The following is a 24,874-nucleotide window of genomic DNA, read 5'->3' as shown; positions in this document are numbered from 1 at the left end:
CTACCGTCGCCGGTTCCCACCGGCTCCTTTCTGCTGCAAGTTGCCTGGGGCAAGGATGAAGATGACCGCGAACACACGTTTTCACTGGCGTTAGGCCTTGTGGGTCCACAGGGACCACAGGGGCCAGCAGGTTCGCAAGGTCCGCAGGGCGCTACTGGTCCGCAAGGCCCACAGGGTCCAGTAGGGCCCCAAGGTCCGGCGGGTCCATCGTCGGGCGGACCGCCGTTTGTTTGGGTCTGCACTCCCGTTTTCGCTCCGAACACGACCACTGGGGGCGGGTTTTTCCGTCAAGACCTGTATGTTTTCAACGGGGGCACCTCAACCGCCAACGTGGCTTTACACATCTTCGATAAGGACGGAAACAACCTGGCCGGCATTAGCATTCCGGGCGCTACTACGCCACCCTTGACATATCCGGGTCAAACCGGAAGCACCACAGTCACCGTGGATTCGTTGCACACCCAGATCACTACCTGGCAACTTCCTAACGATTTTCCCCCAGGCGGTGCCAACATCTCGGTCAGCGCACAGGTGGTTTCAGACCAGCCTATTGTTGTGGGCTTTGGTTCCAGCGTCATCGGCCCATCCAGGCCGTGCAGCCCGTTGCCGAAATAGCCCAAGTCGTTTGCAAGGGATTGGCTTTTAGAGTCTGTGCGAGAACTCAATTTTTGTGGCGCGCGAAGGATGAAACACCCCCTTCGAGTTCTCACACGGACTCTTTTAACCTTGCAAAACAAATGCGATGTCGTAAAAGTTCGATAAAATCCTGGAAATGCGTTCTACCGTTTCCTTTGCGAATCCCTCGCCAGCCGGTTCGAATCTGCCGATGATCCAGGAGCATTTTGCAGATGTTAATGGCTGTCGCATACACTACCTGGCCGGCGGGGAAGGCATGCCGCTGGTTCTGATTCACGGTCTGTTGGGATATTCGTTCTCGTGGCGCTTTAATCTTGAGGCGCTGGCACGACATGCGCGGGTTTATGCCATTGATCTGCCCGGCTCAGGATTTTCCTGCAGAAATCCAGCCCTTACAGGTGACCTGGCCTCCTTGGCGCAGTATGTGCTTGCCTTCATGCAGGCGGTTGGAGTGAAGTCCGCGGTTCTTCTGGGCAGCTCCCACGGAGGCGGAGCGGCGCTGTTAGCCGCTGCGATGGCGAAAGAGTGGAACATTTCCATCGAGGCCATGATTCTGGCCTCGCCGGTGAATCCCTGGTCGAGGCAGGGGCTTCCTCTCACAAGCATTTTGGGTTCTTCACTGGGTGGATTGATCTTTCGCTCCATGGCATGGAGCTTGGCTCCGTTGCACGGCAGAATTCTGATGCGGATGTACGGCGACCCGCGCCGCATAGCGCCCGGCACGGTCGAGGGTTATAACCAGCCTCTTAAAATCCCCGGGACTCTTGATGCTCTTCTGCGCCGCGTCAGAAACTGGAAAAGTGATCTGGCAAAAATTGAGGAAGCCTTGCCCCAGGTTTCTGACATTCCAACCCTGCTGCTCTGGGGCGACCGGGATGGCGCCGTGTATCTCTCTTCGGCACAGCAGCTCATGGAGCGGCTTCATCATGTTGAACTGCACGTGATTCCCACCGCCGGCCACCTGCCTTACGAAGAATTGCCGGAGCAATTCAATCAATTGGCCATTGAATTTTTGGTGAGGATGCAAGGTTCCAGAGAAAAGCGGCAAACCTGTTTACAATAGTCCAGCATGACGCCTTTCCAGGAAAGTCACCTCTAAATGTCCGACTATTTATTCGATGTCTTTCGCCATTTTTTTCATGACTACGGATATTGGGCGGTCGGCGTGGCCTTACTTCTGGAAAATGCCGGCATTCCGGTTCCGGGTGAGACCATTCTGCTCTTTGCCAGCTTTCTTGCCTTTTCCGAGGGACACCTGCATTTGCCCTGGATTATTGTGGTGGCCACGGTAGCCGCCACCTTGGGCGACAATCTTGGATACTTTATCGGTAACCGCGGCGGCAGGCCGTTGCTTGAGCGCTACCGTAAGCTGTTTCGCATTCAGCCGGAACTGATCGCGCGCGGCGAGCGCCTCTTTCAGCAACGGGGCGCGCTGACGGTCTTTTTGGCGCGCTTCATTTTTGGAATGCGGATCATTGCCGGACCGCTGGCCGGCGTTTTGCGCATGCCCTGGAAGCGCTTCGTCATCTTTAATTTTCTAGGAGCGGCGTGCTGGGTTACGGTGATCTCTTGTGCGGGCTTTTTCTTCGGGAGCCAGTGGGAGAGGCTGATGCGGATCGTCAAGAACGCCAATATCGCAATTTTGATTATCGTTGTCGTGGCAGTGCTGGTTCACTGGCTGCGCTCCCGCCGGGTCCAGGGAAGCAAGAAGTTGGAAGTTGGAAGTAAGAAGTAGATTTACGATTTGCGATTTACGAATTACGATTTGTTGAGTTTTGGTCCGAAACACGTTCTTATTTCATAAATCGAAAATCGAAAATCACAAAATTACCGCGTATGCTGCGCTTCTTGAAGTCCGCTGCGGGCGGCATAATTATTGGGTTCTAACGCTAATGCAGCCTGAAAATCCTTGATAGCCGCATCATAGTTTCCACGTTGCAACTGCTGGTTGCCGTCATCCACCAGCGCCTGCGCTTTAGCCTCAGGTGTCTCGATACTTTGATGGGGACGCTTGGCTGTTGGCGTCTCCGATGGCGTCTGCGATGACGTTTCCGATCGCCAGGGTGTCTCGGGTTGCGCTTCTGGTTGAGGCTTGTACTTCTTCCAGACTTCATGGTGTTCGGGTGCGTTCGTAGCCGCTGCATCGCAATCGCCTTGATTCACGTCCAACGAACCAAGAGCGGCATCAAACTTGTCAACGTAGGCAGCGCGCACGACAACGCCTTGTTTGAATAAGCCTTTGTCGTCATGGCTGCAAAACTGCTCCGTTACCGCTGGCTTCATGCGGTCCAAAAACTGGTGGGCATCAAAGTCAGTCGCACTCACTTTGACCAGGCGATAGTAGTAAACCAGCATTCCCGGTTGGACCTTGACATCGAACGCTTGCGTGTCATCGTCAACCATCCAGGGAAATTTGTGCTCTTGCTTGACTTGATTTGCCACTTTCATAAGGAAGAGGGGAGACTTGGGGTCGCTGCTGAGTTCTGACATCACTCTCGGCACCAAAAACACAGCCGTACCTGCCGCGATTACAAGCACTCCCCCGATTACCAGCACGATCTTTCCTGCGGATGTGTTCGTAGCGAACAGGAGTACAAGGCCTGTCACGAGCAGAGTGATCCGAAGCGCCTCCAGCAGGATCAGTCCTCTCGTTATCGGCAGGCCGGGTAGCTGCGAAACCATTGCCGTTATCGAAAACAAGGCGATCACTCCAAGAATGGTAATCACCAGGGACACAATCAGCGCCCACGTGCGACCCGCTGCGATCTTGGTGATGAGGTACCACCAGATCAGAAATCCGAACAACGCGGCAAAAGGAAAATGCACTAGGTCGAAAGAACCATTAGACCATTCGACCCCGATCTCCAATCCGCCGACCACGAGCGCGGCCCAGAGAAGTTGGACGCCCAGTGTTGAGTAGTTAGATTGTGACATTCGATTCGCCTTTCGTCTGCTATCAAACCTAGGGTTATTTATGAACTTGCCAACGATGTTGCCATTGCATTCCTGCTGTTTAACTGGCTGCGCTATCGCCGTACCCAAGGCGCAAATTGCCGCGGCAAAGAACGCTGACAAGAGAACCAGTCATGATTAACGCACATGCCGTGCTTCTTGAAGTCCGCTGCGGGCGGCATAATTGTTGGGTTCCAAGGCTAACGCCGCCTGAAAATCCTTGATAGCTGCATCATAGTTTCCACGTTGCAACTGCTCGTTGCCATCGGCCACGAGTGCCTGCGCTTTAGCCTCGGGTGTCTCAACACTTGGATGGGGCTTGGCTGTTGGTGTCGGCGAAGCGGTCTGGGATGGCGTCTCCGATTGCCAGGGTGAATCGGGTTTCGCATCCCGTTGCGCGTTTTGCGTCTCCGCCGGCTTCCACCGGACTTTGTCGGTCGCGCTCAAATCATGGCCCGCATCGCAATCGTCTGATTTCACATCAATCGAGCCAATAGGAACATCGAACTTGTCAAAGTAGGAATAGCGTACGACAACGCCTTGCTTGAGTAAGTCATTGACATCTGGATCGCTGCAGTCACGGTCCACCAGCACCTGCTTCACGCGGGCCGCAAACCGCGGGCCATCAAACTTACTCGCATTCACTTTTACCAGGCGAAAATAGTAGACGAGCATTCCCTCTTGCCCCGAGACGTCGAACGCTTCCGTGTCTTCGTCAACCATCGTGGGCACTCCCTTCTTTTGCTTGACTTTATCTGCCACCCTGCTAAGGAAGGCGGCAGACTTGACGCCCCCAAACCGGGCCTCAAGCAATACCCGCACCAAACGTTCAGAGATTAGCGCTACTACGGCAAATATTGCGATCACCACGATTAAGATCTTTAGCGTCTTCATCTCTCTCCTTCTTGCCAAACAGGCTTATGCGAACTTACTCTGCCGGAGTCAAACCGATTGGTGTGGAAGCATTATTCTACAACCCCATGAAGAACGGATTAAAATAGAAAACGCATCCGTGATCAACGTACTCAAATCCATGCTGGCCAGAGTGGATCGTCAAGCCTGGATACGGTTCTTTGTCGCCATCGGCGGGTTGTCGGTAGCTTTTACTGCAGCCTTGTATTCCACGGTAGCGCGCGATGCCGGCAACGTCCTGTTGACGGCTGTGCTGGCTTCTTTCGCGCTCGTGACTGCGGGCGTGGTGGGCATTCTTACGGTGCCTTATCTGACCAAGCGGGTTGTTGCCCACCGCCTGCGTGAGCGCTTCCAATACGAGTTCACCAAACAATTTGCGGTTTACCTGATTGCGGTGCTGGTGATCGTAGTCGCCGCGATCAATACCGGAAACAATCTTCTCTTCATCGTGGCTTCCGCCATGCTGGCGGCAATTGCCGTCTCTGGCGTCGCCTCGGCCGGCATGTTGCGCGCATTGGAGCTTGAGGCCGCATTGCCGATGCACGTCTTTGCCGGCACTACGCTCATGGGAAGGCTCACCCTCACCAACCGGCGATGGTGGGCGCCGGCGCTCTCGGTGAGCATTGTGCCGTTGAAGAGCAAGGCCGGCCAGACTCATTACAGGTGGCAGCGCACGGTCTGGGGATGGCCGCGAAAGCGCTCCCCGGCGCAGCAGTGGCTGCAACTGACGGATTGGGAGTGGAAGCTCGTAACTGAGCCACCCGCCCCGCCCAATATATTCGAGGGCTCGATTTATTTTCCCTTGATCGGGCGCAGAAGCTCGGTCTCGGCGGATGTTGAGTTGAACCTCCAGCGCCGCGGACTCTATGCCCAAAAAGGTCTGGGGATTGCGACTCGCTTTCCCTTCGCATTCCTGAAAAAGACCCGGCCTGTGGCTTTTTCACAGGAGATCGTCGTGTATCCCTCAGTCGAGCCCACCGAGAATTTTTTCCAGGTATTGCCCATGATTACCGGGGAATTTGAGATGTATGTGCGTGGTCGCGGCAACAATCTTTATTTAATAAGGCAGTATACTCCGCAGGATTCCGCCAGGCATCTGGATTGGAAAGCCACCGCCAAGACCGGTGCGCTGAAGGTCAGGGAGTTCACCCGTGAAGACGAGCGCAAATTGCGTATCGTCTTCGATAACGCTCCCCCCGGAGCAGTTCCTGAGAAAGCTTATGAAGAGGCAGTTTCATTGGCCGCGTCCCTGGCCTGGTATTTTGCGCAGAGCGATACTCAACTCAACTTCGCCGCCCAGGGATACAACGGCAGCAACGATATCTACGAATTTCTGCGTTATCTTGGCATGGTCCAGCCCGGCGACAGGGGCAACTTGCTGGAAGAGCTTGATGTGACCGACGACTACAACATCGTCATCACCGGACGTAAACGGGGAACCATCGCCACCAACTTGTGGCAGTCGTCTTATTTTCTGTTCATGCAAAAATAAATTTTCCGCCGCGGATTAACGCGGATTGGATGATGGGTCATCGGATCATTGAATGATTGGATCATCAGCCGCGGGCGAAGGACCCCGACACTCTGTAAGTGTATAGATGCCGTTGCAAGGGTATTTTCACTCAATGGAGAAAAGCAGGGCAGAAATTTCAGACGGATTAGAAGCGTTGCGCAAGGTCATGAGCCTGCGCGAGATCGCATCGCTCATCGAGCGCACAGCACAATGGGTAGCGCCAGAAACATTTAAACTGTTACCACTTTGGTTCCCCGAGTATGCCCGCAGAGGGCTGTTTTATAAAAAAAACTGGACAGAACCTCAAATGAACAAGAACCGAACAACGGGCCATTCGGTTCATAAATCCGAGGCAAACATACATGCTAATGAGGCGTTAACTCTTGCCCTGGGGTTAAGAAAGAAACTTCGCCCGAATTGGTCATGCTGCCATATATGGGGACTCGATGACCCGACTTTTCAGCTCTCGAATACTGTCGTGATGGATCGCCGTTTCTTTTCCTGTGTAGGAAATATGGTTTTGCTGCCGACGCCGCTCAAAGCTTTTACTGACACCATGCCCGAGGTCAAAGCGATGTTGCGAATCTGCGCCCGCAATCTCTATGGATGGCAGTGTGATCACGATAGCTTGCTTGCGACGAACGCTGTGCTCGATAACTGGACAGACTGGGAGGCTTATCCAGAAAGCTGGCCCAAGAAGCTGCATGAGAAGAGCCCCCTTGGATTGGTCGAGCTATCCTCAAAGATTCGAGCATCCGTGCAAAAACGTTTAGCAGTTATCCGTCATGATCTCGAACATGCCGGTAAGTTCTATCCGCGTGATGAGGTGAGGGCCGCGCTCGCGTATTGGAAAATTGCCCTCTAGTGCCCCGGCTTTTCTCCGCGCCTCCGCGGTGAATTAAACCGCGTCCATCCGCGGTGAACTTTCTGAGAACTAAGAACTGAGAACTGTTTAGGCCATGAACTTTAGTCATGCGGAAGAATTCATTTAGGAACTGGCTGAATGCTGATTGCTGAGTGCTGAATGCTGCTTTTCAATGCTAAACTTGCGCCAGCGCTCCGTCTGTGGTCCCATGAACTTTTCGTCCGTCGTCAGGCAGTTAAAAAAAATTGTAGGTCGCGATGCCGTGCTCGAGCGCGCCGAAGACCTGATGCTCTACGAGTACGATGCCGGCATTCTCACCGGCTCGCCTCGTGCTGTGGTCTTCGTGCAGACGACCGAACAAGTTTCTCGCGTGATGCGGCTGGCCACCGAGAGCGGATTCCCCATTGTGCCTCGCGGCGCCGGCACCGGATTGAGCGGAGGAGCGATTGCCCGCGAAGGCGCAATCGTTCTTGCCTTTGCCCGCATGAATCGCATTCTGGAAATTGACGCTGAAAATCAGCGTGCCGTGGTGCAGCCGGGAGTGGTTAACCTTGATCTTTCCGCGGCTGCTAAACCTTACGGCCTGTATTTTGCTCCTGATCCCTCCAGCCAAAAGGCATGCACCATTGGCGGCAACGTAGCAGAAAATTCCGGCGGTCCGCATACGCTTGCCTATGGCGTGACCGTGAATCACGTTACTGGAGTCGAGGTGGTGCTGCCCGATGGCCGCATCGTAAACTTCGGCGGCAAGACCTCGGATTTATGCGGCTACGATCTCACCGGCTTCTTTGTCGGCTCCGAAGGTACTCTCGCCATTGCCACAAAGATTGTCGTCCGGCTGATGCGCATTCCTGAGGCTGTAGCCACGCTGCTGGCCATCTACAACACGATTGAGGACGCTGCCAATACGGTGGTGGCCCTTACCCAGGAGGGAATTACCCCGGCAGCGCTCGAGATGATGGATGGATGGGTCCTGCGCATGGTTGAAGCCGCGACTCATGCCGGATATCCGCTCGATGCCGGCGCGGTGCTGCTGATTGAGGTCGAAGGCCTGCGCGAAGCCGTGGAGGAGCAAGCGGAAGCCGTCCGCCAGGTATGCCGCAAACAGAAGGCCCGCGAGGTGCGCCGTGCCCGCGACGAACGCGAACGCCAACTTTTGTGGGCAGGAAGGAAAAATGCCGCTGGCGCCGTAGGCCGCGTCTCGCCCAAATATTACACGCAGGATGGAGTCATTCCCCGCACCCGGATCCCCGATGCTCTCCGCTATATAGAAAGCCTGGCAAAAAAATACTCCTTAACCATTGGGAATATCCTGCACGCCGGCGATGGCAATCTGCACCCCATCATTTGTTTTGACCCGCGCGACCCGGATCACAAGCGACGCGCTATACAGGCTTCCGACGACATTATCGTTTACTGCATTTCCGTTGGTGGCAGCATTACCGGCGAGCACGGTGTCGGCATGGAAAAAAATGAGCTGATGGGGCAAATGTTCAGTGAGGATGATCTTGCCATCATGCAAAGGCTGCATGACTGCATGAATCCACGTTCGATACTGAATCCACAAAAACTCTTTCCCACCTCGCACGGCTGCCGTGAAGCTGCGGCCTCTCCCGCACTCACGGAAAAGATCGTCGGCCATTCTGAAACGGCAGGCACATGAACACTACAGTCCAAGCCGGCTCTCTTGCGCGCGACCTGGCTGCCATCTGCGGCGCTGAGCACGTGGAAGAGGACCCGGCCTTAGAGGCATTCGCAATTGATGGCATGGCGCCGGCAATTGCCGTCTCGCCGGCCACCGCCGCCGAAGCTGCGCAGGTGATTTCTTTTGCCGCAGCGCAAAATCTGACTGTCGTCCCTGCCGGTGGATTCACCGCCATGGCGACCGGCGGCATTCCCGAGCGCATTAACATCCTGCTTCGCACCGCGCGGCTCAAGGAGATAACCCATTACGATCCCGGAGACCTCACCATCGGCGTCGGCGCTGGTTGTACGCTGGCCGCGTTAGATGAGGCTCTTGCAAAACACGATCAATTTCTTCCTTTGGATCCTCCCCACCCAGCGCATGCAACTGTGGGCGGAACTCTGGCCGCTGCGGTGCAGGGCCCACTGAAGCACGGTTACGGTGGAATGCGCGATTTTTGCATCGGCGTTCAATTCGTCACAGGGGACGGCAAACTGGCCAAGAGCGGCGGACGGGTTGTCAAAAACGTTGCCGGCTACGACCTGATGAAGCTGATGATCGGCAGCTACGGTTCTCTCGGCGTGATTGTGGAGGCAAATTTCAAAGTGTTTCCCCGGCCCGGAGGCCGCAATCTTACGCGCACCTTTGTTCTGGAATTTTCTTCGCTCTCGGGCGCAGTCCATTTTCGGAATTCGATGCGCAGCTCGCATCTTACGCCCATGTGCCTCGAGATCGTCTCTCCGCGCGCGCAGGAATATTTGACCGAAGAGGCGCCGGCGCCGCGCGATCCGGATGACTATGCCCCGGCAGCACCGGGTGGACCACCGGCGGCGCGCTGGCGCATCCTGCTGCGTGCTGCCGGGAGTGAAGCGGTCTTAGAGCGCTATCGCAAGGAAATGGGCAGCGGTTTGAACGCGGAATTAAGCGGGGAAGAAGAAACCCGCACCTGGAAATACATCAGTAATTTTGAAGCGTCGGTTCTTGAACGCCATCGTAATGCGATGTTTGCCCGCATGAATGTCACCGCGTCGGCGGTGGAAGCCGCCATCGGGGCCGCTGAGCAGGCAGGCGTGGATAACAACCTGCTCCTGGCGACCGTGGGTCGTGTGGGATTGGGTGCGCTGGTGCTTGCTTTTATCCCGCTTTCCGTCGATCCGCCTTCGGCCATGCAATACGCCAACACCATTTCGGCGTTACGCTCCGCGCTGCCACAGGATTCAGCCGTGGTCGTGACCCGCTGTCCCCAGGAGGCAAAATGGCACTTTAACATTTGGGGATCAACGCCTACCGACATTGAATCCATGCGTGCGGTGAAGCGCGTTCTCGATCCCAAAGGTATTCTCAATCGAGGAAGATTTTTGGTGTGAATAAATTAGTATTTAGAACAGAACGAAATTACCTCTGTGTCTCTGTGACTCTGTGGTGAAAAATTTGTGAGCACTATCGCGCAACCCGTCTCCGCCGACCGCCCCACCTGGGAGCTTTACTCCACCTGCATCCAGTGCGGCCTGTGTCTGAACGCCTGCCCCACGTATCGCGTTCTCGGCATGGAGATGGATTCGCCCCGCGGCCGCATCTATCAAGTCCTGCAGGTGGAGAGCAGCAAGTTGCCCGTAGCCGAATCGTTTGTTACTCACATTGACCGCTGCCTCGATTGCCGCGGCTGCGAGAGTGCTTGCCCATCCGGCGTGCAATACGGACGCATCGTTGAGCGTGCCCGTGCGGTTATCGAACGCGAGTTCCGCCGTCCCTGGCTGCAGCGCAAATTACGCAATTACTTCTTCAACTCCGTGCTGCGCGACCAGCGTAAATTGGCGGGCTGGGCGCGGCGTCTTCGTTTTCTGCAAAAGTCGGGATTGCAGAAGCTGGCCCGCGCCACCGGCATCTTGAAGCTGCTGGGATTGGCCAACGTGGAAAAACTTGCGCTAAAATTCGACGAAAAGTTTTACTTTGATGAGTTAGGACAGGCTTTTCCCGCGGTGGGGAAAGTGCGCGGAAGGGTCGCTTTTCTTGCCGGATGCATTGCCAGCGTGGCCTTTGCCGAATTGAACCGCGCCACCGTGCGCGTGCTGCAACAGAATGGAGTGGACGTGTTTGTTCCCCGTGAGCAAGGCTGCTGCGGCGCCCTGCACGCTCACGCCGGCTTCCGCGATCAGGCCCGCGAGCTGGCACGCAACAACATACGGGTGATGCTCGATGGCAAGTTCGACGCCATTGTGACCAACGCCGCCGGGTGCGGCTCCACCATGAAAGAGTACAGCGATCTGCTGGAGCACGATCCCGAGTTTGCCGGCCGGGCGCGCGACTTCGCGGCTAAAGTCAAAGATGTGACCGAATACCTGGTGCAGCTTGGCATCAAACCTCCCGCGAAAAAAGTCACCGGTCGCATCACTTACCAGGATCCGTGCCATCTCGCCCACGGACAAAACGTGCGCACGCAACCTCGGGAAATCTTGAAGCTGTTGGCCGTAGACTTCGTGGAGATGCAGCATGCCGATATCTGCTGCGGCAGCGCAGGAACCTATAACGTCACGCACAACGAACTCTCGATGCAGATTCTAGATCAGAAGATGAACAGCATCAAAGGTGTGAAGCCCGACACGATTGTTACTGCAAACGTGGGCTGCGTGCTGCAACTCCGCGCTGGAGTAGCCCGCCACAACATGAAAGCCGACGTGAAGCATCTCATTGAGCTGCTGGACGAGGCTTATTAGAAGTTTGATTGATTCTGCATTCTGACCGTAACGACACATATTTTGATTCTTCCTTACTTTTGGTGCAGGCTCCGTCCGGATAACACCAACAGCGGCTGATTTTCGCGCGGTTTTCTGACGGAAGAGGTGACGAGCCCCAAACACCGTACACACCAAGAGTGAGAAAGAACCCTGAAATTCAGACTGCACCTACTATTAAAAATAAGTTGACAGGCATTCCTCGATAGCATAGATTAGCGCTCCTAAATGCAGATGCTGGCAGATGTAAATGCTAGCAGACGCTGGATTAAACGGTTTTAGCTAGAAATGTTTCCCGGCAGGAGAAAGCAAACTGTGGGGCGTCGGGAAGGAAACAATTCTAAAGGCCGTTTTTAGGGGCCAGCGTAGCAACTCTGGACCAAAAATCAGGCATTGGTCTGAAGTATTACCTTACAACGGCAATCCCAAGCCATGTGGTAGCAGCGGGGCTTGCTTAATCCCTCGGCCAAAATTGAGTTCCGCGAGAAAGATGTCTTTTTCTCAAACGGCGCATTGGACGTTGAGCGAAACAACGCTTAGGGTTCGTGTGCTTATGGCGTGCAACGGTGTGCCCTTGCAAGCCGAAAAGGAGGAGCTCAAAAAGCACCACTCTAAATCTTTTCCGCCGGCGGCCGTTTCTTGATTTTTTACTGGGAAAGACCTCTTGCGGGTGACCTCTCTCTCTTTGTGTCTCCTCTCTCTCGAAGACACAAACACCCAACGAAAAGAAGTAGGAGGAAATCTTGAACATGACGCATCGAAAATCAACAAAGCTCAAAATTCTGCAACCAGCGAATCTATTAGCGCTATGCCTTGCTGTAGTTTTCTGTACGGGAACACTGCAAGCCCAGAACGCTCCCGGAGCCTCTGCAACCGTCAGCCATCACAACCACCGGCACGGTATGAGTATGCACGTGAAAAACTGGATGGTGCAGCCGACCGGAATCGCCGACTCGGCTGTGACGCCTCTGGATCCCAACACGGTTCCTAAGTTCGTAAATCAGTTGACCAGGCCTCCCGTCTTCGTTCCTGTGGGAGCGAAATTCGACCAGTCGCTGGGCAAATTCGTCCCACTTTACGATGTCACGGAAAAAAACACGTACCAGCAGATTCTGCCGCCGGGATTCCCCAAAACGAAGATCTACGCTTACGGCGGCATAGTGAACACCGCCGGGCCCGGCCAGCCGCCGAACCTTCAGATCTCATTCTCAACGCCGGGACCGACCTTCGAGGCGAGGAGCAACCACCGCATCTTCGTTCACTATCGCAATGAGATCGAAGGCCCTCATATGTTCCCCGTCGATCCTACGATCATGGCGGCTAACCCCAATAACGCACCTATACCCCAGCCTCCGTTCGTTGACGCCAAAGGTAACCTGCTCGTACCCTTCCCTCCGGGCTACCCGGAGTTTCAGGAGCCTGTCATCACGGTGCCGCACCTGCATGGAGGCGTGACGCCCTCTGACTCGGACGGCTTTCCTGATTCCTGGTTCTCCGAGGATCAAAAGAAGACAGGTCCGACATTCAAGAGCACAACCTTCGAATACTTCAACGGGCAGTTGCCGACCATGCTCTGGTATCACGACCACGCCCTGGGAATGACGCGCCTCAATCTGGCCGCTGGCTTGGAGGGCATGTTCATCATCCGCGACCCAAGGAACGATACCGTTGCACCGCTGCTGCCATCGGGCAAATTCGAGTGGCCGCTCATGCTGACGGACAGGGCGTTCAATAGCGATGGCTCGATCCATTTCACCACGGTCGGTGACAACCCTGACTTTGACCCGTATTGGGACCCCGAGTACTTTGGCGACGAGATCATGGTTAACGGCAAGGTGTGGCCGAACCTGAATGTGGAACGCCACCAGTACCGCTTCCGCATCGTCGATGGTTCCAACGCACGCTTCTACAACTTGTTCTTGGTGAATCAGACAGACCAGTCCCGCGTGCCCTTCACAATCATCGGCGGCGACGGCAGCTACTTGCCTGCGCCCGTCACATTGAATGAAAAGCTTGTGGCCATTTGCGAGCGAATCGACATCCTCGTCGACTTCTCCAACCTGCCAGCCGGAACGAAGATCGTCATGATGAACAATGCCCCTGCGCCCAACCCAGGCGGCTCTCTGCCCGATGCGAACACGAGTCTGGTCATGCAATTCACGGTGCAGGACACGCCAGCCGTGCATCCCAACCCCCTGCCCGCCACCCTGATCACGGTTCCCACCCTCACGCCGACCCCGAACATCGGGAATCCAAAGCTCTTCACCCTGAACGAGAAGGAAAGCCCTGACACCGCTCTCAACCCCGGCAATCCCCTTCATGTGCTCATCGACGGACGGCATTTCGATGCCCCTGTCACCGAGATCCCCAGGGCCGGCACCACGGAGGAGTGGTACATCCAGAACCTGACGCAAGATGCCCATCCCATCCACATTCACCTGGTCGAGTTTCAGTTGGAGGACCGGCAGGCTATCGACGCCAATCGCATGCTGGCCTACTTTGAGAAACTGAATGGGCCGAACTCGGCTCTCCCGCTCGATCATCCACCGGTCAGAATCAATATAGAGAATCCGGTGCAATTCTGTGATCCGGCCAATCCCAACAATCCAGACGGTACGCCTACCGATCCGAGCGACCCGACCTGTGTGCTTGGTGCCCGTGACTTCCAGTTTGATACGCAGAACGGCGCCCTGGGTACTACAGACAACTTTACCGAGCCAGGCACGCCTAGCACAGCGATACCCGCCAGCCAATTTCCCGGCGAGAACGGATGGAAGGACGTCGTCCTTGCCCCGCCGTACACGGTCACGCGACTGCTGGTCCGCCTGGCTCCGCAGTTCGTGAACGACGCGAATCTGAAACCCGGGCAAAACACCTTCCCGTTTGACCCGACAGCAGGACCTGGTTACGTATGGCACTGCCATATTCTCGACCACGAAGACAACGACATGATGCGTCCGATGGTGATTACGTTTAAGGACTTGCCGAGTCTCAATAGCTCACTCATCAAGGCTCCGGGAAGTTCCACGCCGTACCCTTCAAAACCAGCAGCCGCCCGGAAGGCCCCGGCGCACGATCATGAGACGCCGAAGCCTGCGATGTCGATGGGTGGAGGCGGTGGAGGCGGAAAGATGAAATAACGGTTCCAAGTGATGCGGCGGCCACTGGGTAAGCCGTATCTGAGGATCGCCATTAACAATCGCGGCTCCGGGGAAACATCCCTGGAGCCGCTTTTTCCTGCGCTGGTACCCTCGTGGTACCGCGCTTGGCGCAAAACCGGTAGATTTCAGTGTCGTTGACGTCTATAGCGGTTCCACAATTGCTGTACCCCTACCGTGGAAGATCCGGCCCTCAGGCCGGCGTTGAGATTCAAAAACAAATGGGCTTCAGCCCGGTGCTTGCTGGGATACACCAATTGTGGACTTGCTCTAGTGGCCAATGCAATCGTGTGCGACGGCTGGTGTGTAAGGTTGCTGCAGATTTCCCCCGGCATGATTGTTGTTTATGTTGTCCGCCAATACGTATCCCGATGGACACTGCGACACCTGCACAAGATCCATCGTCAAAGCGTTTCCTTGGACCGTGGCGTCCAACATTCCATCAATGAGAATTCCGGTATTTACATTGGCGCGGAGACCCGTGGGGGTGGAATTATTCTGAAAGTTAGCGCCTGTTCCAACCGTGCCTCCGACGCCCGAGAACCACGGGAGAGTGCCTACGGAGATAGCGATGTCGAAGTGGGTTGCGTCTGAGGTCCAGAGCTGGTTGCCGCTCACCAGCGATCCTGCGTAGTCTGCCTTCGGAGTGTCGTTAACGGGGTCAGCTACCAGTGCACCGTAGGCTGAAAGGCCGGCGGAGATGATGACATTATTCGTGATCTGACTTCTTTGCGTAGCCGGGTCGGAACGATAGAGGACGATGCCGACGTCGGTGGCATCAACGATACTGTTATTCGTGATCGTGGCTCCCTCGCAGGCGTTACTGATTCCGTCTGCCCATCCACCGCCGGAGGAGACGGTGTGGTGAGAAGTGTAACCTGTGCTCAAATTGCCGGATATGACGGCGTTCTGGCATGCGAAGCCAGTTTCATTCATTCCCAGGGCGAGCACAGTAGTGAAGCCCGCCGGAGAATCGGTCCTGGAGTTCAGCAGTTGGCTGCCTTGTCCACTATCAAGGAAAATGTTCACGCCGTCTCCGCCGTTGCCGAAGAAATAGCCAACCACGTTGCGCTGTCCGCTGACCCAAACTGAGAGAAGTTGCGCGCCGGATTCCAACTGAACCACGGCCCCTTGAAACAGTGAATTACGGACTATCCGGCCCATTCTTGCGTAGTGGCTGGGATCAGGTGTGCCGGCTGTTGCTAGAGTAACTCCCGCAGGGATCATGATGGTTGAGTCTGTCGCGATGAACGCCCGTTGGGCGAGCAACACGGTTCCGCCCGGCGGGGTGGAATCAAGCATGGCTTGCAAGTCGTTTGCAGTACCATTAAACCCCGGTCCCTTTATGGGAACGGCTATCGCAGAATCCCCGCTCCAGCCGTACGAACGTGCATAAATAGATCCGTCCCCGTTGCAAATGCCGGGGACGTTCCCGGCGAATTCCGAGCTGCTGAACAAACTGTCAACCACCACGGAAAAAGGAGTTCCACGGTTCAGCAAGTACCTCCAGTAATCCTCTCCGTCGGAATCCGGAGAGAAAGGAACTCCATGGCTCAGCACGTACACCCAATAGTTCAATCCGTTGGAATCGGGCTCGCGATTCAGCGCCCCGCGATAGAGAGTCAGTACTTTTTCGACATCGTCATAGGCCAGACTGTCATACTCGGTGCTGGTATAGAACGACTCACCCGCTACTTTCAACGTGGAGAGTGAACAGCCGTTTTGCGTGAAGAAATTTACATATGCTGTCCAGCCGTCGGGGTCCGGCGCACGACCGAGGGCTTCGGTATACATCTTGGCGATGAACTGGCCCGGAACGGCGGCGTGAGCAACGGCGGTGAGATTTGGCATCATTAAGCAGCATGCCGCGTAAAGAACAAAATAACGCAACTTCATGATCAACTTCTTCCAGTCGCGGGGAGACAGAAAAAAACATTGTTGGGGAGCTGTTTGTAAAAATCAAGTATAACTCAGGTTGACCCTTGTGGTTGTCACATAGGGAGATGGACGTTTTGTAGCACGCGCACACTTCCAGACGGCAGCACAAACGGCACGATTCCCTCTGTGCCTCTGTGGTGAGCTACTTCTTTTCCGCTAAGATCTCGTCTTCTTCTTTCCCCTGTTGGGTCAGCTTTAGAATCACGTTGTAATCTTCCAGCGTCGAGGTGTCGCCCACGACTTTGTCTGTGCTTACGACTTCGCGCAGCAGTCGGCGCATGATCTTGCCGCTGCGCGTTTTGGGCAGCCCGGCGACGAAGAGAATCTTTTCCGGGCGTGAGATGCTTCCAATCTCCTTCGCCACCCATTCTTTCAGTTCATCCGCCAGCGCCGGAGTCTCTTTGACCGTGGCTTTCAATGTCACAAAGCAGTGGATACCTTCGCCCTTGATCTCATGCGGCGCTCCGATGACCGCCGCTTCAGCGACGTCTTTATGGCGCACCAGCGCCGATTCAACTTCCATGCTGCTGAGGCGGTGGCCTGAGACCTTAATCACATCGTCGTTGCGTCCCAGGATCCAGATGTAGCCATCTTCATCGCGCGTGGCCGTGTCTCCCGTGAAATATTTTCCGGGGAAGCGGGACCAGTAATTTTGTTTGAAGCGCTCGGGGTCGCCGTGCAAGGTGCGCAGCATGGCGGGCCACGGCCGGGTAAGCACGAGGTAGCCCTTGCCCACCGGAATGGAATTCCCGTTTTCGTCCAGGATGTCAGGTGCAGCCCCCGGCAGCGGACGCGTTGCCGAAGCCGGCTTCGTCGGCGTCGCTCCCGGCATGGGAGAGATCATGATTCCACCGGTTTCCGTCTGCCACCAGGTGTCAACGATAGGCAGCTTTTCTTTGCCGATCACGCGGTGATACCACTTCCACGCTGCCGGATTAATGGGTTCACCCACCGATCCCAGCAGCCGCAGCGAAGAAAGGTCGTGCGCGTTGGGGTAGTCATCGCCCTGCCGGATAAACGACCGGATCGCGGTAGGCGAAGTATAGAAGATGCTGACGCGGTATTTTTCGATGATGCGCCAAAAGCGATCGGGCTTCGGGCAGTCGGGCGCTCCTTCGTACATCAACGTCGTGGCTCCCGCCGCCAGCGGGCCATAAACGACGTAGGAGTGTCCCGTCACCCATCCCACGTCGGCGGTGCACCAATAAATATCTTCGTCCTTGATATCGAAGACCCAGTTCATCGTAGCCAGCACCTGCGTCAGATATCCGCCGGTGGTGTGCACCACGCCTTTGGGTTTGCCAGTGGTGCCCGAGGTGTAAAGCACATACAGAGGATGCTCGCTGTCCAACGGCTCCGCCGGGCATTGCTCGCTGACGCCCTCCGTGAGCTCATGCCACCAGTGGTCGCGTCCGGCTTTCATCTCGACCTTGGTTCCCAGCCGACGGAACACGACCTGGTGTTTTACCGTCGGGCACTCTGGCAGGGCTTCATCCACGTTCGGTTTGAGCGGAATCTCTTTGCCGCGGCGCAGTCCGGCATCGGCAGTGATGACCAGCGAAGCGGAGAGGTCTTGTATGCGTGCCTTCAGCGCCTCCGCCGAGAACCCGCCAAAGACCACGGAATGCGTAATCCCCAGCCGCGCACAAGCCAGCATGGCAATCGCGGCCTCGGGGATCATGGGCATATAGATAATGCTGCGGTCGCCGCTCTTCAGTCCCAGCTTCTTGAGGGCGTTGGCAAGCTTCGCTACGCGCCGGTGCAGCTCCTGGTAAGTCAGGATGCGCTGCTCGAAATTCTCTCCCTCCCAGATGATGGCGGCCTTGGTGCGTCTCCAGGAAGAGAGATGCCGGTCAATGCAGTTGTAGGCGACATTCGTCTTGCCGCCGATAAACCACTTGGCGAATGGCGGGTTCGACCAGTCGAGTACCTGCTGCCACGGAGAAAACCAGTGTAGGTTTTTTGCCTGCTCGGCCCAGAATTTCTCCGGGTCGGCGATGGAAGCTTTGTATAAAGCCTCACATTGCTCCATAGAGCTGATGTAGGCCTTTTCGCTGAAATGTTTTGGAGGTGGAAAGATTTCTGATTGGTCCATATCAAATGCCGGAAGAAATTCTACAAGATAAAACGTGTTGATAACAAAGCGAGGGATGAAAGAAGGTTTTCTAACTCGTCTCAGGTTGACTTAGCTAACAACTTAGTTCACTATAAACGTATGGAAGTCAACATTCATGACGCCAAGACCAACCTCTCCAAGCTGCTGCAGCGTGTTGCTACGGGTGAGGAGATCACGATCGCCAAAGCAGGGGTTCCTGTGGCCCGCTTAGTTCCAATCCAGCCGGTCAACCCCAAGCGAGAGCTGGGCGTGGACCGTGAGCACATCCGCATAGCTGACGATTTTGATGCGCCTTTACCAGCGGATATTTTAGACGCTTTTGAAGGCCGCCGCCCCCGGCGGAAAAGATAATTCAAGTGTCCTACCTGCTCGATACTGTAATTTTCCTTTGGAGCATCGGTGCCAAGGAAAAGCTTAATCAACGCGCACAGGAGCTGCTGGTTGATCCCAACCAGGAAATTTATCTTTCCGCAGTTAGTTCTTGGGAGATTTCCCTCAAGATCGCACTCGGTAAGTTGAGCTTACCGGGGCCGGCGAAACAATACATACCAGAACGGTTGCAGTCCTGGGGAATTCAGCCGCTCTCGATTACACATTCCCATGCGCTGGCTGTGGGCGACCTTCCTCCACATCATCGCGATCCCTTTGATCGGATGCTGATAGCGCAGGCCCGAGTGGAGAAAATGGTTCTTCTCACATCTGATCACCAGCTCTCGAAATATGACGTCGAAATTGTTTGGTGTGGAAAATAACGGGCTGCAACTGAGAAACTTACTTATTCCAGCATCTTCCGCAATTCTTCCGCACTGCTGACCGGCGGCTTGCAGGAGGCTTCGGAGCACACCACCGCAACCGTTTTTTCTTTGATTGCAGGAAGGTTAGGAATCGTCTCGGCCAGCGCAGGAGGAAGATTCGCTGCAATGGCCTGACCTTCTGAGATGCGCAACACAGATTTGTTCAAGGCAAAGGATTCGATTGCCGTTTCGTAGAGCTGGTTGGCGGCTGCGCCGTCGCTATTTTTTTCAAGGATCACCACCTGCGTATGCGGTGCCGAGAACATGGCGGCGGCGATGCCATAGGTGCCGGCGAACATGCCATATTGTTCCGCTAGTCCGGCGAAGACCTCGAGGGTTTGCTCTGCTTTCTCGCGGTAGCTGGTGTCGTTGGTATAGGCGTGCAGGCGCAGCAGGGCAATCGCTGCCGAGGGATCAGCCGCCGGCGTAGGCGAATCCTGAAAGGGCTTGCGTCGCGCCACCAGCGCCCCCAGAGGATCATTTCCATTCGCCTCAGTATCAAAAAATCCGCCGGAAGTTGAATCATAAAAGCGCGCGATCATAGCATCGCCGATTTCTTTGGCGACTTTGAAGTAACGCAGGTCGGCGGTGGCTTCGTAGGCATCGAGGCACGTGCAAGTCATGTAAGCATAGTCGTCGAGCATACCCGGGATGTGGCGCACCTCGGCTTTTGGATCAGAATAGGCGATTACGTGTCCCAATCCTTTTTTGGGGTCCCAGGCCTGTGCCAGAATGCGGTCCAGTGATTTCAGGGCAAAGCTCGAAGCAGATTCCAGTTTGAGCACCTGGGCAGCGCTTAGGTAAGCGGAGATGCACAGCGCATTCCAGTTCACATAAATGGTCTTATCAATGTAAGGCGTCGGACGCAGCAGGCGCGCGGCATACATCTTCTTTTTGGCCGAAGCCAGCAGCAAATGGATCTGTTCAACCGGCTTACCCAGGCGGCGCGAAATTTCGTCCACTGTGGCGCGCACGTAGAGCACATTCTTTTCGTGGTTGTGGTGCATCTCGCCGACTTCGCCAATGTCGTAGTGCAGGGTCGCGACTTTAAATTCGTCTTCGCTGAGGCAGGCAGCCGCTTCGCCAACAGTCCAGGTAAAGTAATCGCCGTCGTCATCGAGGTTGATGTCGGCATCTTGCGAGCCGTAGAAGCCGCCGCGCTCGCGGTCGCTCAGCCACTCATCCATCCAGCGGATGATGTCGCGCGCCACGTCGCCAAAGAATTCATTCCTGGTCGCCTGGTATCCGTGCACGTAATTCAGCAGCAGCCCGGCATTGTCATACGACATTTTCTCGAAGTGGGGCACAATCCAGCGATCATCCACCGAGTAGCGATGAAAGCCCCCGGCAAGCTGATCGTAGACGCCGCCCTGCGCCATCTTTTCCAGCGTCGTGGTGATGATGGTTTTGAGAAAGTCGGCGTGGGTGCGGCCGTAGCGGTCAATCAGCAGGTCCATGATTGCCGGATGAGGAAATTTCGGCTGGCTGCCGAAGCCGCCATGCTGCACATCAAACAGCTTCGCCGCGGAGCTGACAATCTTGTCGACCAGTTCGGGCGAGAAGTCGGCGCTGCGTCCGGCAAAAGCCTCGGCGTGCGAGATGGCGCTCATGACTTTATCTGCCGATTCCATCACGTCGCCGTGTTTCTCCTGATAAGCCTGCGCGATGGAAAGCAGCACACGCTTGAATCCGGGCCGGCCGTAATGCTCTTCAGGAGGAAAATATGTCCCACCATAAAACGGCTTGCCGTCAGGAGTGAGGAACGCCGTCAGCGGCCAGCCACCCTGTCCGCTGATCGCTGAAACCGCCGCCTGGTAGCGGCTGTCTACGTCAGGGCGCTCGTCGCGGTCTACCTTGACCGCGATGAAGTGCTCATTGATGATCTTGGCCACCTCGGGGTTCTCGTAGGACTCGCGGTCCATCACATGGCACCAGTGGCACCACACCGCGCCAATATCGAGCAGCACAGGCTTGTTCTGCTGCCTGGCGGCAGCAAAGGCGGCCTCGCCCCACTCATGCCAATGAATGGGCTGATGCATCGCCGAACGCAGATAAGAAGAAGAGGCTTGCGCCAAAGAGTTCTGGGTCAAAGAATTTAAAGACTCGCTTGTCTGCGTGGTATTTTCCTGAGCCATATCCGTTCAGTTTACGCCATTCAAAAATCCTCTGCGTGACTCCGCGTCCTCTGCGGTTTAATTCCTGCTTGCGCTTTACTAAATCCCATCGAACCTTGAAAATAAGAGATTCGCCCACGGTGAACCACGTAAACTGAGGGCAAGGAGAGCCTATCCATGGTGCAAGCCACCGGTGAGATCATCCGCATGATGAATTACGTAGACGACATTGCCGCCACCCTGCGGCGCATCAGTGCCAACATGAGTTCCATGAGCCCCGAGGAGCGCAAGCGCCTGGCCGAGTACATGCGCAACTCCGAGCCGAATTACATGAAAATCCTGGAGAGCCTGGAGAAGCCCCTCTAATGGCCGAGGTCAGGACCGTTGCCGTCATCGGCGCCGGCATCATGGGGCGGGGCATCGCTCACGCCGCGGCGCTGGGCGGATATCGCACCATTCTCGAAGACATTCTTCCCGCCAGCCTGCGCAAAGCCGAAAGCGAAATCCGCACCAACCTCGAAAAAGCCGTCGAGCTGGGAAAAGTCAAAAAAGAAGAAGCCGACGCCGCCCTGGCCCGCGTTGAATACGCCGGCACCGTGGAAGAAGCCGCCCGCGCCGCCGACCTGGTGATTGAAGCCGTCCCCGAAGAAATGGAATCGAAGATCGAAATCTTCACCCTGCTCGATAAAGTCTGTCGCCCCGGCACCATCATCGCCTCCAACACTTCGTCGTTGAGCATCACCGAGATTGCCTCGGTCACCTATCGCGCTCCCAAATGCCTGGGGATGCACTTCTTCAATCCGGTGCACAAAATGAAGTTGCTGGAAGTTGTGCGCGCGCTCGAAACCGACGACGAAACTCTTGCCGCCGCGGTTGAAGTGGGCCGCCGCATGGGCAAAGAAGTTGTAGTGGTCAAGGAGTCACCCGGCTTCATCACCAGCCGCATCAACGCCATGATCGGCAATGAAGCTTTTTACATGCTGCAAGAGGGCATCGCCTCAGCCGCTGACATTGATAAGGCCCTGAAGCTCGGATTGAACCATCCCATGGGGCCGTTCGAGCTGGTGGATCTGGTGGGCCTCGATACCCGCCTGCACATTCTGGAATATCTGCATAAATCCCTGGGCGAGAAGTTTCGTCCTTGCCCGTTATTGGTCCAGTACGTCAAAGCCGGACGTCTGGGCCGCAAGTCGGGCAAGGGGGTGTATGAGTATCCCAATTAGTACTCGAAGAAGGGAATCACTCCGCGCACACTCCTGGCGCGTCGTACAAATCGAGCGCTCAAGGTGGTCCAATGTGATCAGACATTCGTCTTAGCCACGATTACGATGATGCATATTGAAGAAGTTAGACGACTACGACAAAAGCTAGTCCAGCTTCCTCTTACAGGAAAGCAGCGCAACCATGCATCCGAAAGCGATTCTGCACGAAGTTCAGCAACTCTACGGCGTGAGCGACCGTCTTGACTCGCTGGCGGAACAACATCTTCCGGTCTCGGAAGCACTCATCACCGTCTCGGGAAGCGTTCGTAACACGGCAGCTCTATTGGAGGTGCTGGTCGCGACGAAAATGCCGCCGCCCTCCGGGCCTACTGCGGTTTCTTGACTTTTGAGCCAACGCGTTTGTAGCTCGTGTACTTGATGATCTCCCGGATGTGGACGTCATTGCCGGCGAAGTGCAGAATGTCATCGGCCCGCATGTACGTAGGGAACCAGTATTCTCCGTCAATCTGCTCCCGGTAGGTAACGAACTTGGGAGTCAGGTCCTCTTGGGATGAGTCAGGTTTCTTGCTCGCCGCGGCGGAGACGTTTTTGCCGCAGGTTTTCACGATCTGCAGGTCATGGTCGTCAACCCAGATGCGCCCCTGGAAATAGCGTTTTCCCGCTTCCATGGTCTTGGGCGCCATATCAAAAACATAGGTGTCTATTTCGTCCAGGTGTTGCTGGCCGGCGTAAACAACGTAATACCGGGTCAGGCCTTCGGTGCTAGGAACAAAGGGCAGGCGGTTGCGAATGTCGTCGAGGTCTTCCCGGCTCATCACAACGCGGACCAGCGTGTTCGGGGGTGCATAGGTAACGGTCTCCACGCGGTTGCCCTTATCGTCATAGGAAATGTCTGAGACTTGCCGGTATTCGCCGTCCACGCTGCGGCCGTCGACGGTCTGAACGGTTACGTCCTGCGTGTATGTGTAGTGATCCCGGGCCTGCCGGAAAACAGATTCTTTGGCGGCAAACTTTTGGATGATCTTCTGCACCCTAATGCCCTGCAGCGGGGCAAGATTCAACACCGCGTCACCTTCCTCGCAATTGGTTTGACCCGGCAAAACAACCGGCGACAAAACAGCCAGGAAGAAAATTACGGTCCAGCGGGCGAGAGCACTATTCATAAAATCTTCCTTACGCGCGGCCTGCGGCCATTTGCAAAATGAACCCGCCACGCCTACGGCGCAGGCTTGAAGCTCGAAAGAAGAAGGTCAACGTCCTTACTAATTTCCGGGTGCTTCAGGTCCGCGGGCGTGTCCCAGATGGTTAACTGGATAATCCTCGCGTCATCGCGGGGCTTGATGGAGATCGTGAAGACCGTGAGATGATCTCCTTCCGAGACCGCCGTGCCGTTGATGCGGCGCGCAGGAAAATCGGCCTGGCGCGTCATTTCGTCCAGTTTGCTTTCGAACTTGCTCAGGTCGATGTGTTGAATGACAGCCTTGTCGCTCAACGGAGTGCTCGCGGGCAGAATGCCAACATTAGCGCCCAGGTCCTCGTTGCCGCTTTTACCGAAAAACTCTTCGGATTTCAGGGCGTCGCTGAGCTTCCATCCCTCGGGCAACTTGATGGAAAAATTGAGGTTCTTCGAGGTGTAGACCCGAGTGGCCGGATCGAGTGTGCCTTTCTCCTCCTGCGCCCAGGAGCTGGCGGCCAGGAAAAGCAGCGTACAAATCGTGAAGCTGAGCAACTGTTTCAGACGTGTCATGATGTACCCCCCCTTAGAGGTGTGAGTTACGAATCCCGTCGCGCGGAATTTGCCCGAGTTCCTTTTTGAGTTCTTCCTGACGTGGGAAAACTGCAAAGATTGTAACCTTTAATCAGTGCCTGGCACTCGGAAAAGAAACATAACCTGGGTACCCCACTCGCGCGTCAAGCGCGTGTGGGAACAAATCATTGCGCGAGGAAAGCTGCATGGGCAAACTTCTCCAATGCCGCAAGGGCTAAAACGCTTCTACGGCGCCGGAGACCTCCACTTCATTACCTTCAGTTGTTACCGTCGTCTCCCCTTCCTGGCCACGGCCGCGCGGCGCGATTTATTCCTAAGAGCGCTCGAAACTGTTCGCCAAGAGTATGAACTGGTCGTCGTCGGATACGCGGTCATGCCCGAGCACGTCCATCTGTTGGACGAGCGCGAAGAAGTTTATCTAGTGCTTCAGCAATCGTAAGCGTGTGGTCGTCACCGTCTGGACATGTAA

Annotated in this window: 22 protein-coding genes; 15 read left to right on the top strand and 7 right to left on the bottom strand. The window is 55.7% G+C overall.

What is annotated here, in order from left to right; translation table 11 throughout:
* The 3 genes from VK738_17495 to VK738_17485 all read left to right on the top strand — a co-directional run.
* The coding region (locus VK738_17495) for a hypothetical protein (GenBank protein ID HTD24457.1) at positions 1-615 on the top strand (615 nt) is incomplete at its 5' end.
* Positions 616-772: 157 nt separating this feature from the next.
* A complete protein-coding gene (locus VK738_17490; protein ID HTD24456.1) occupies positions 773-1,699 on the top strand; it encodes an alpha/beta hydrolase in 927 nt (308 codons plus the stop codon).
* A gap of 36 nt (positions 1,700-1,735) precedes the next feature.
* A complete protein-coding gene (locus VK738_17485) occupies positions 1,736-2,371 on the top strand; it encodes a DedA family protein (GenBank protein HTD24455.1) in 636 nt (211 codons plus the stop codon).
* A 92-nt stretch (positions 2,372-2,463) separates the two neighbouring features.
* On the opposite strand, the gene VK738_17480 is transcribed toward VK738_17485, so the two are convergent.
* Positions 2,464-3,570 (bottom strand): tetratricopeptide repeat protein, encoded by a 1,107-nt coding sequence (locus tag VK738_17480; protein ID HTD24454.1) that lies wholly within the window; start codon positions 3,568-3,570, stop codon positions 2,464-2,466.
* A 156-nt stretch (positions 3,571-3,726) separates the two neighbouring features.
* Positions 3,727-4,482 carry a tetratricopeptide repeat protein gene (locus tag VK738_17475; GenBank protein ID HTD24453.1) on the bottom strand — a complete coding sequence of 252 codons (756 nt, stop codon included), beginning with the start codon at positions 4,480-4,482 and terminating at the stop codon, positions 3,727-3,729.
* Positions 4,483-4,600: 118 nt separating this feature from the next.
* On the opposite strand from VK738_17475, the gene VK738_17470 reads away from it, so the two are divergent.
* The 6 genes from VK738_17470 to VK738_17445 all read left to right on the top strand — a co-directional run bounded on the left by VK738_17470 (position 4,601) and on the right by VK738_17445 (position 14,434).
* The gene (locus VK738_17470; GenBank protein ID HTD24452.1) at positions 4,601-5,992 is read left to right on the top strand and encodes a DUF58 domain-containing protein; all 1,392 of its coding nucleotides are present in this window, start codon (positions 4,601-4,603) and stop codon (positions 5,990-5,992) included.
* A gap of 106 nt (positions 5,993-6,098) precedes the next feature.
* Positions 6,099-6,878, top strand: a complete 780-nt coding sequence (locus tag VK738_17465; protein ID HTD24451.1) for a hypothetical protein — start codon at positions 6,099-6,101, stop codon at positions 6,876-6,878.
* 208 nt (positions 6,879-7,086) lie between these two features.
* Positions 7,087-8,541, top strand: coding sequence for an FAD-linked oxidase C-terminal domain-containing protein (locus VK738_17460; GenBank protein ID HTD24450.1), 1,455 nt, complete (start codon positions 7,087-7,089; stop codon positions 8,539-8,541).
* Complete coding sequence (locus VK738_17455) at positions 8,538-9,929, top strand: FAD-binding oxidoreductase (GenBank protein ID HTD24449.1); 1,392 nt, start codon at positions 8,538-8,540, stop codon at positions 9,927-9,929. Before VK738_17460 ends, VK738_17455 begins: the two co-directional genes overlap by 4 nt.
* A 66-nt stretch (positions 9,930-9,995) precedes the next feature.
* Positions 9,996-11,276, top strand: coding sequence for a heterodisulfide reductase-related iron-sulfur binding cluster (locus tag VK738_17450; protein HTD24448.1), 1,281 nt, complete (start codon positions 9,996-9,998; stop codon positions 11,274-11,276).
* 767 nt (positions 11,277-12,043) lie between these two features.
* Positions 12,044-14,434: a multicopper oxidase domain-containing protein gene (locus tag VK738_17445; GenBank protein ID HTD24447.1), complete on the top strand. Its 2,391-nt coding sequence runs from the start codon at positions 12,044-12,046 to the stop codon at positions 14,432-14,434.
* Positions 14,435-14,722: 288 nt separating this feature from the next.
* On the opposite strand, the gene VK738_17440 is transcribed toward VK738_17445, so the two are convergent.
* Both VK738_17440 and acs read right to left on the bottom strand, forming a co-directional pair.
* Complete coding sequence (locus VK738_17440; protein HTD24446.1) at positions 14,723-16,348, bottom strand: DUF4214 domain-containing protein; 1,626 nt, start codon at positions 16,346-16,348, stop codon at positions 14,723-14,725.
* A gap of 184 nt (positions 16,349-16,532) precedes the next feature.
* Positions 16,533-18,485: an acetate--CoA ligase gene (gene acs, locus VK738_17435; GenBank protein ID HTD24445.1), complete on the bottom strand. Its 1,953-nt coding sequence runs from the start codon at positions 18,483-18,485 to the stop codon at positions 16,533-16,535.
* Here acs and VK738_17430 point away from each other — a divergent pair.
* Together VK738_17430 and VK738_17425 are read left to right on the top strand one after the other, a co-directional pair.
* Positions 18,477-18,857, top strand: coding sequence for a type II toxin-antitoxin system Phd/YefM family antitoxin (locus tag VK738_17430; protein HTD24444.1), 381 nt, complete (start codon positions 18,477-18,479; stop codon positions 18,855-18,857). The two genes, acs and VK738_17430, sit on opposite strands and share 9 nt — an antisense overlap.
* A 5-nt stretch (positions 18,858-18,862) precedes the next feature.
* A complete protein-coding gene (locus VK738_17425) occupies positions 18,863-19,258 on the top strand; it encodes a type II toxin-antitoxin system VapC family toxin (GenBank protein HTD24443.1) in 396 nt (131 codons plus the stop codon).
* A gap of 23 nt (positions 19,259-19,281) precedes the next feature.
* Here VK738_17425 and VK738_17420 read toward each other — a convergent pair whose 3' ends face one another.
* Complete coding sequence (locus tag VK738_17420; protein HTD24442.1) at positions 19,282-21,435, bottom strand: thioredoxin domain-containing protein; 2,154 nt, start codon at positions 21,433-21,435, stop codon at positions 19,282-19,284.
* A 156-nt stretch (positions 21,436-21,591) separates the two neighbouring features.
* Here VK738_17420 and VK738_17415 point away from each other — a divergent pair, with 156 nt between their 5' ends.
* The 3 genes from VK738_17415 to VK738_17405 all read left to right on the top strand — a co-directional run bounded on the left by VK738_17415 (position 21,592) and on the right by VK738_17405 (position 23,019).
* Entirely contained in the window at positions 21,592-21,780 is a 189-nt protein-coding gene (locus tag VK738_17415) for a hypothetical protein (GenBank protein ID HTD24441.1), read from the top strand.
* Complete coding sequence (locus VK738_17410; protein ID HTD24440.1) at positions 21,780-22,637, top strand: 3-hydroxyacyl-CoA dehydrogenase NAD-binding domain-containing protein; 858 nt, start codon at positions 21,780-21,782, stop codon at positions 22,635-22,637. Before VK738_17415 ends, VK738_17410 begins: the two co-directional genes overlap by 1 nt.
* Before the next feature lie 181 nt (positions 22,638-22,818).
* Entirely contained in the window at positions 22,819-23,019 is a 201-nt protein-coding gene (locus VK738_17405; protein ID HTD24439.1) for a hypothetical protein, read from the top strand.
* On the opposite strand, the gene VK738_17400 is transcribed toward VK738_17405, so the two are convergent.
* Together VK738_17400 and VK738_17395 are read right to left on the bottom strand one after the other, a co-directional pair.
* Complete coding sequence (locus tag VK738_17400) at positions 23,003-23,800, bottom strand: hypothetical protein (protein HTD24438.1); 798 nt, start codon at positions 23,798-23,800, stop codon at positions 23,003-23,005. The genes VK738_17405 and VK738_17400 overlap by 17 nt on opposite strands.
* Positions 23,801-23,853: 53 nt before the next feature.
* Entirely contained in the window at positions 23,854-24,384 is a 531-nt protein-coding gene (locus VK738_17395; protein HTD24437.1) for a hypothetical protein, read from the bottom strand.
* A 223-nt stretch (positions 24,385-24,607) separates the two neighbouring features.
* Here VK738_17395 and VK738_17390 point away from each other — a divergent pair, with 223 nt between their 5' ends.
* Positions 24,608-24,844, top strand: a complete 237-nt coding sequence (locus tag VK738_17390; protein HTD24436.1) for a hypothetical protein — start codon at positions 24,608-24,610, stop codon at positions 24,842-24,844.
* The last annotated feature ends 30 nt before the right edge of the window (positions 24,845-24,874 follow it).

The organism is Terriglobales bacterium (genome assembly GCA_035487355.1).
GTDB lineage: Bacteria > Acidobacteriota > Terriglobia > Terriglobales > Acidobacteriaceae > QIAW01.
The sequence above is the reverse complement of the archived record's forward strand: the minus strand, read 5'-3'. Positions and strand labels throughout refer to the sequence as shown.

Excerpts from the sequence above, each read along its gene's own strand:
- VK738_17485 (HTD24455.1), top strand. The coding sequence starts at position 1,736 with ATGTCCGACTATTTATTCGATGTCTTTCGCCATTTTTTTCATGACTAC.
- VK738_17405 (HTD24439.1), top strand. The coding sequence starts at position 22,819 with ATGCATCCGAAAGCGATTCTGCACGAAGTTCAGCAACTCTACGGCGTG.
- VK738_17415 (HTD24441.1), top strand. The coding sequence starts at position 21,592 with ATGGTGCAAGCCACCGGTGAGATCATCCGCATGATGAATTACGTAGAC.
- VK738_17445 (HTD24447.1), top strand. The coding sequence starts at position 12,044 with ATGACGCATCGAAAATCAACAAAGCTCAAAATTCTGCAACCAGCGAAT.
- VK738_17400 (HTD24438.1), bottom strand. The coding sequence starts at position 23,800 with ATGAATAGTGCTCTCGCCCGCTGGACCGTAATTTTCTTCCTGGCTGTT.
- VK738_17460 (HTD24450.1), top strand. The coding sequence starts at position 7,087 with ATGAACTTTTCGTCCGTCGTCAGGCAGTTAAAAAAAATTGTAGGTCGC.
- VK738_17440 (HTD24446.1), bottom strand. The coding sequence starts at position 16,348 with ATGAAGTTGCGTTATTTTGTTCTTTACGCGGCATGCTGCTTAATGATG.
- VK738_17455 (HTD24449.1), top strand. The coding sequence starts at position 8,538 with ATGAACACTACAGTCCAAGCCGGCTCTCTTGCGCGCGACCTGGCTGCC.
- VK738_17420 (HTD24442.1), bottom strand. The coding sequence starts at position 21,435 with ATGGCTCAGGAAAATACCACGCAGACAAGCGAGTCTTTAAATTCTTTG.
- VK738_17475 (HTD24453.1), bottom strand. The coding sequence starts at position 4,482 with ATGAAGACGCTAAAGATCTTAATCGTGGTGATCGCAATATTTGCCGTA.
- VK738_17465 (HTD24451.1), top strand. The coding sequence starts at position 6,099 with ATGCCGTTGCAAGGGTATTTTCACTCAATGGAGAAAAGCAGGGCAGAA.
- VK738_17490 (HTD24456.1), top strand. The coding sequence starts at position 773 with ATGCGTTCTACCGTTTCCTTTGCGAATCCCTCGCCAGCCGGTTCGAAT.
- VK738_17410 (HTD24440.1), top strand. The coding sequence starts at position 21,780 with ATGGCCGAGGTCAGGACCGTTGCCGTCATCGGCGCCGGCATCATGGGG.
- VK738_17390 (HTD24436.1), top strand. The coding sequence starts at position 24,608 with ATGCCGCAAGGGCTAAAACGCTTCTACGGCGCCGGAGACCTCCACTTC.
- acs (HTD24445.1), bottom strand. The coding sequence starts at position 18,485 with ATGGACCAATCAGAAATCTTTCCACCTCCAAAACATTTCAGCGAAAAG.
- VK738_17480 (HTD24454.1), bottom strand. The coding sequence starts at position 3,570 with ATGTCACAATCTAACTACTCAACACTGGGCGTCCAACTTCTCTGGGCC.
- VK738_17395 (HTD24437.1), bottom strand. The coding sequence starts at position 24,384 with ATGACACGTCTGAAACAGTTGCTCAGCTTCACGATTTGTACGCTGCTT.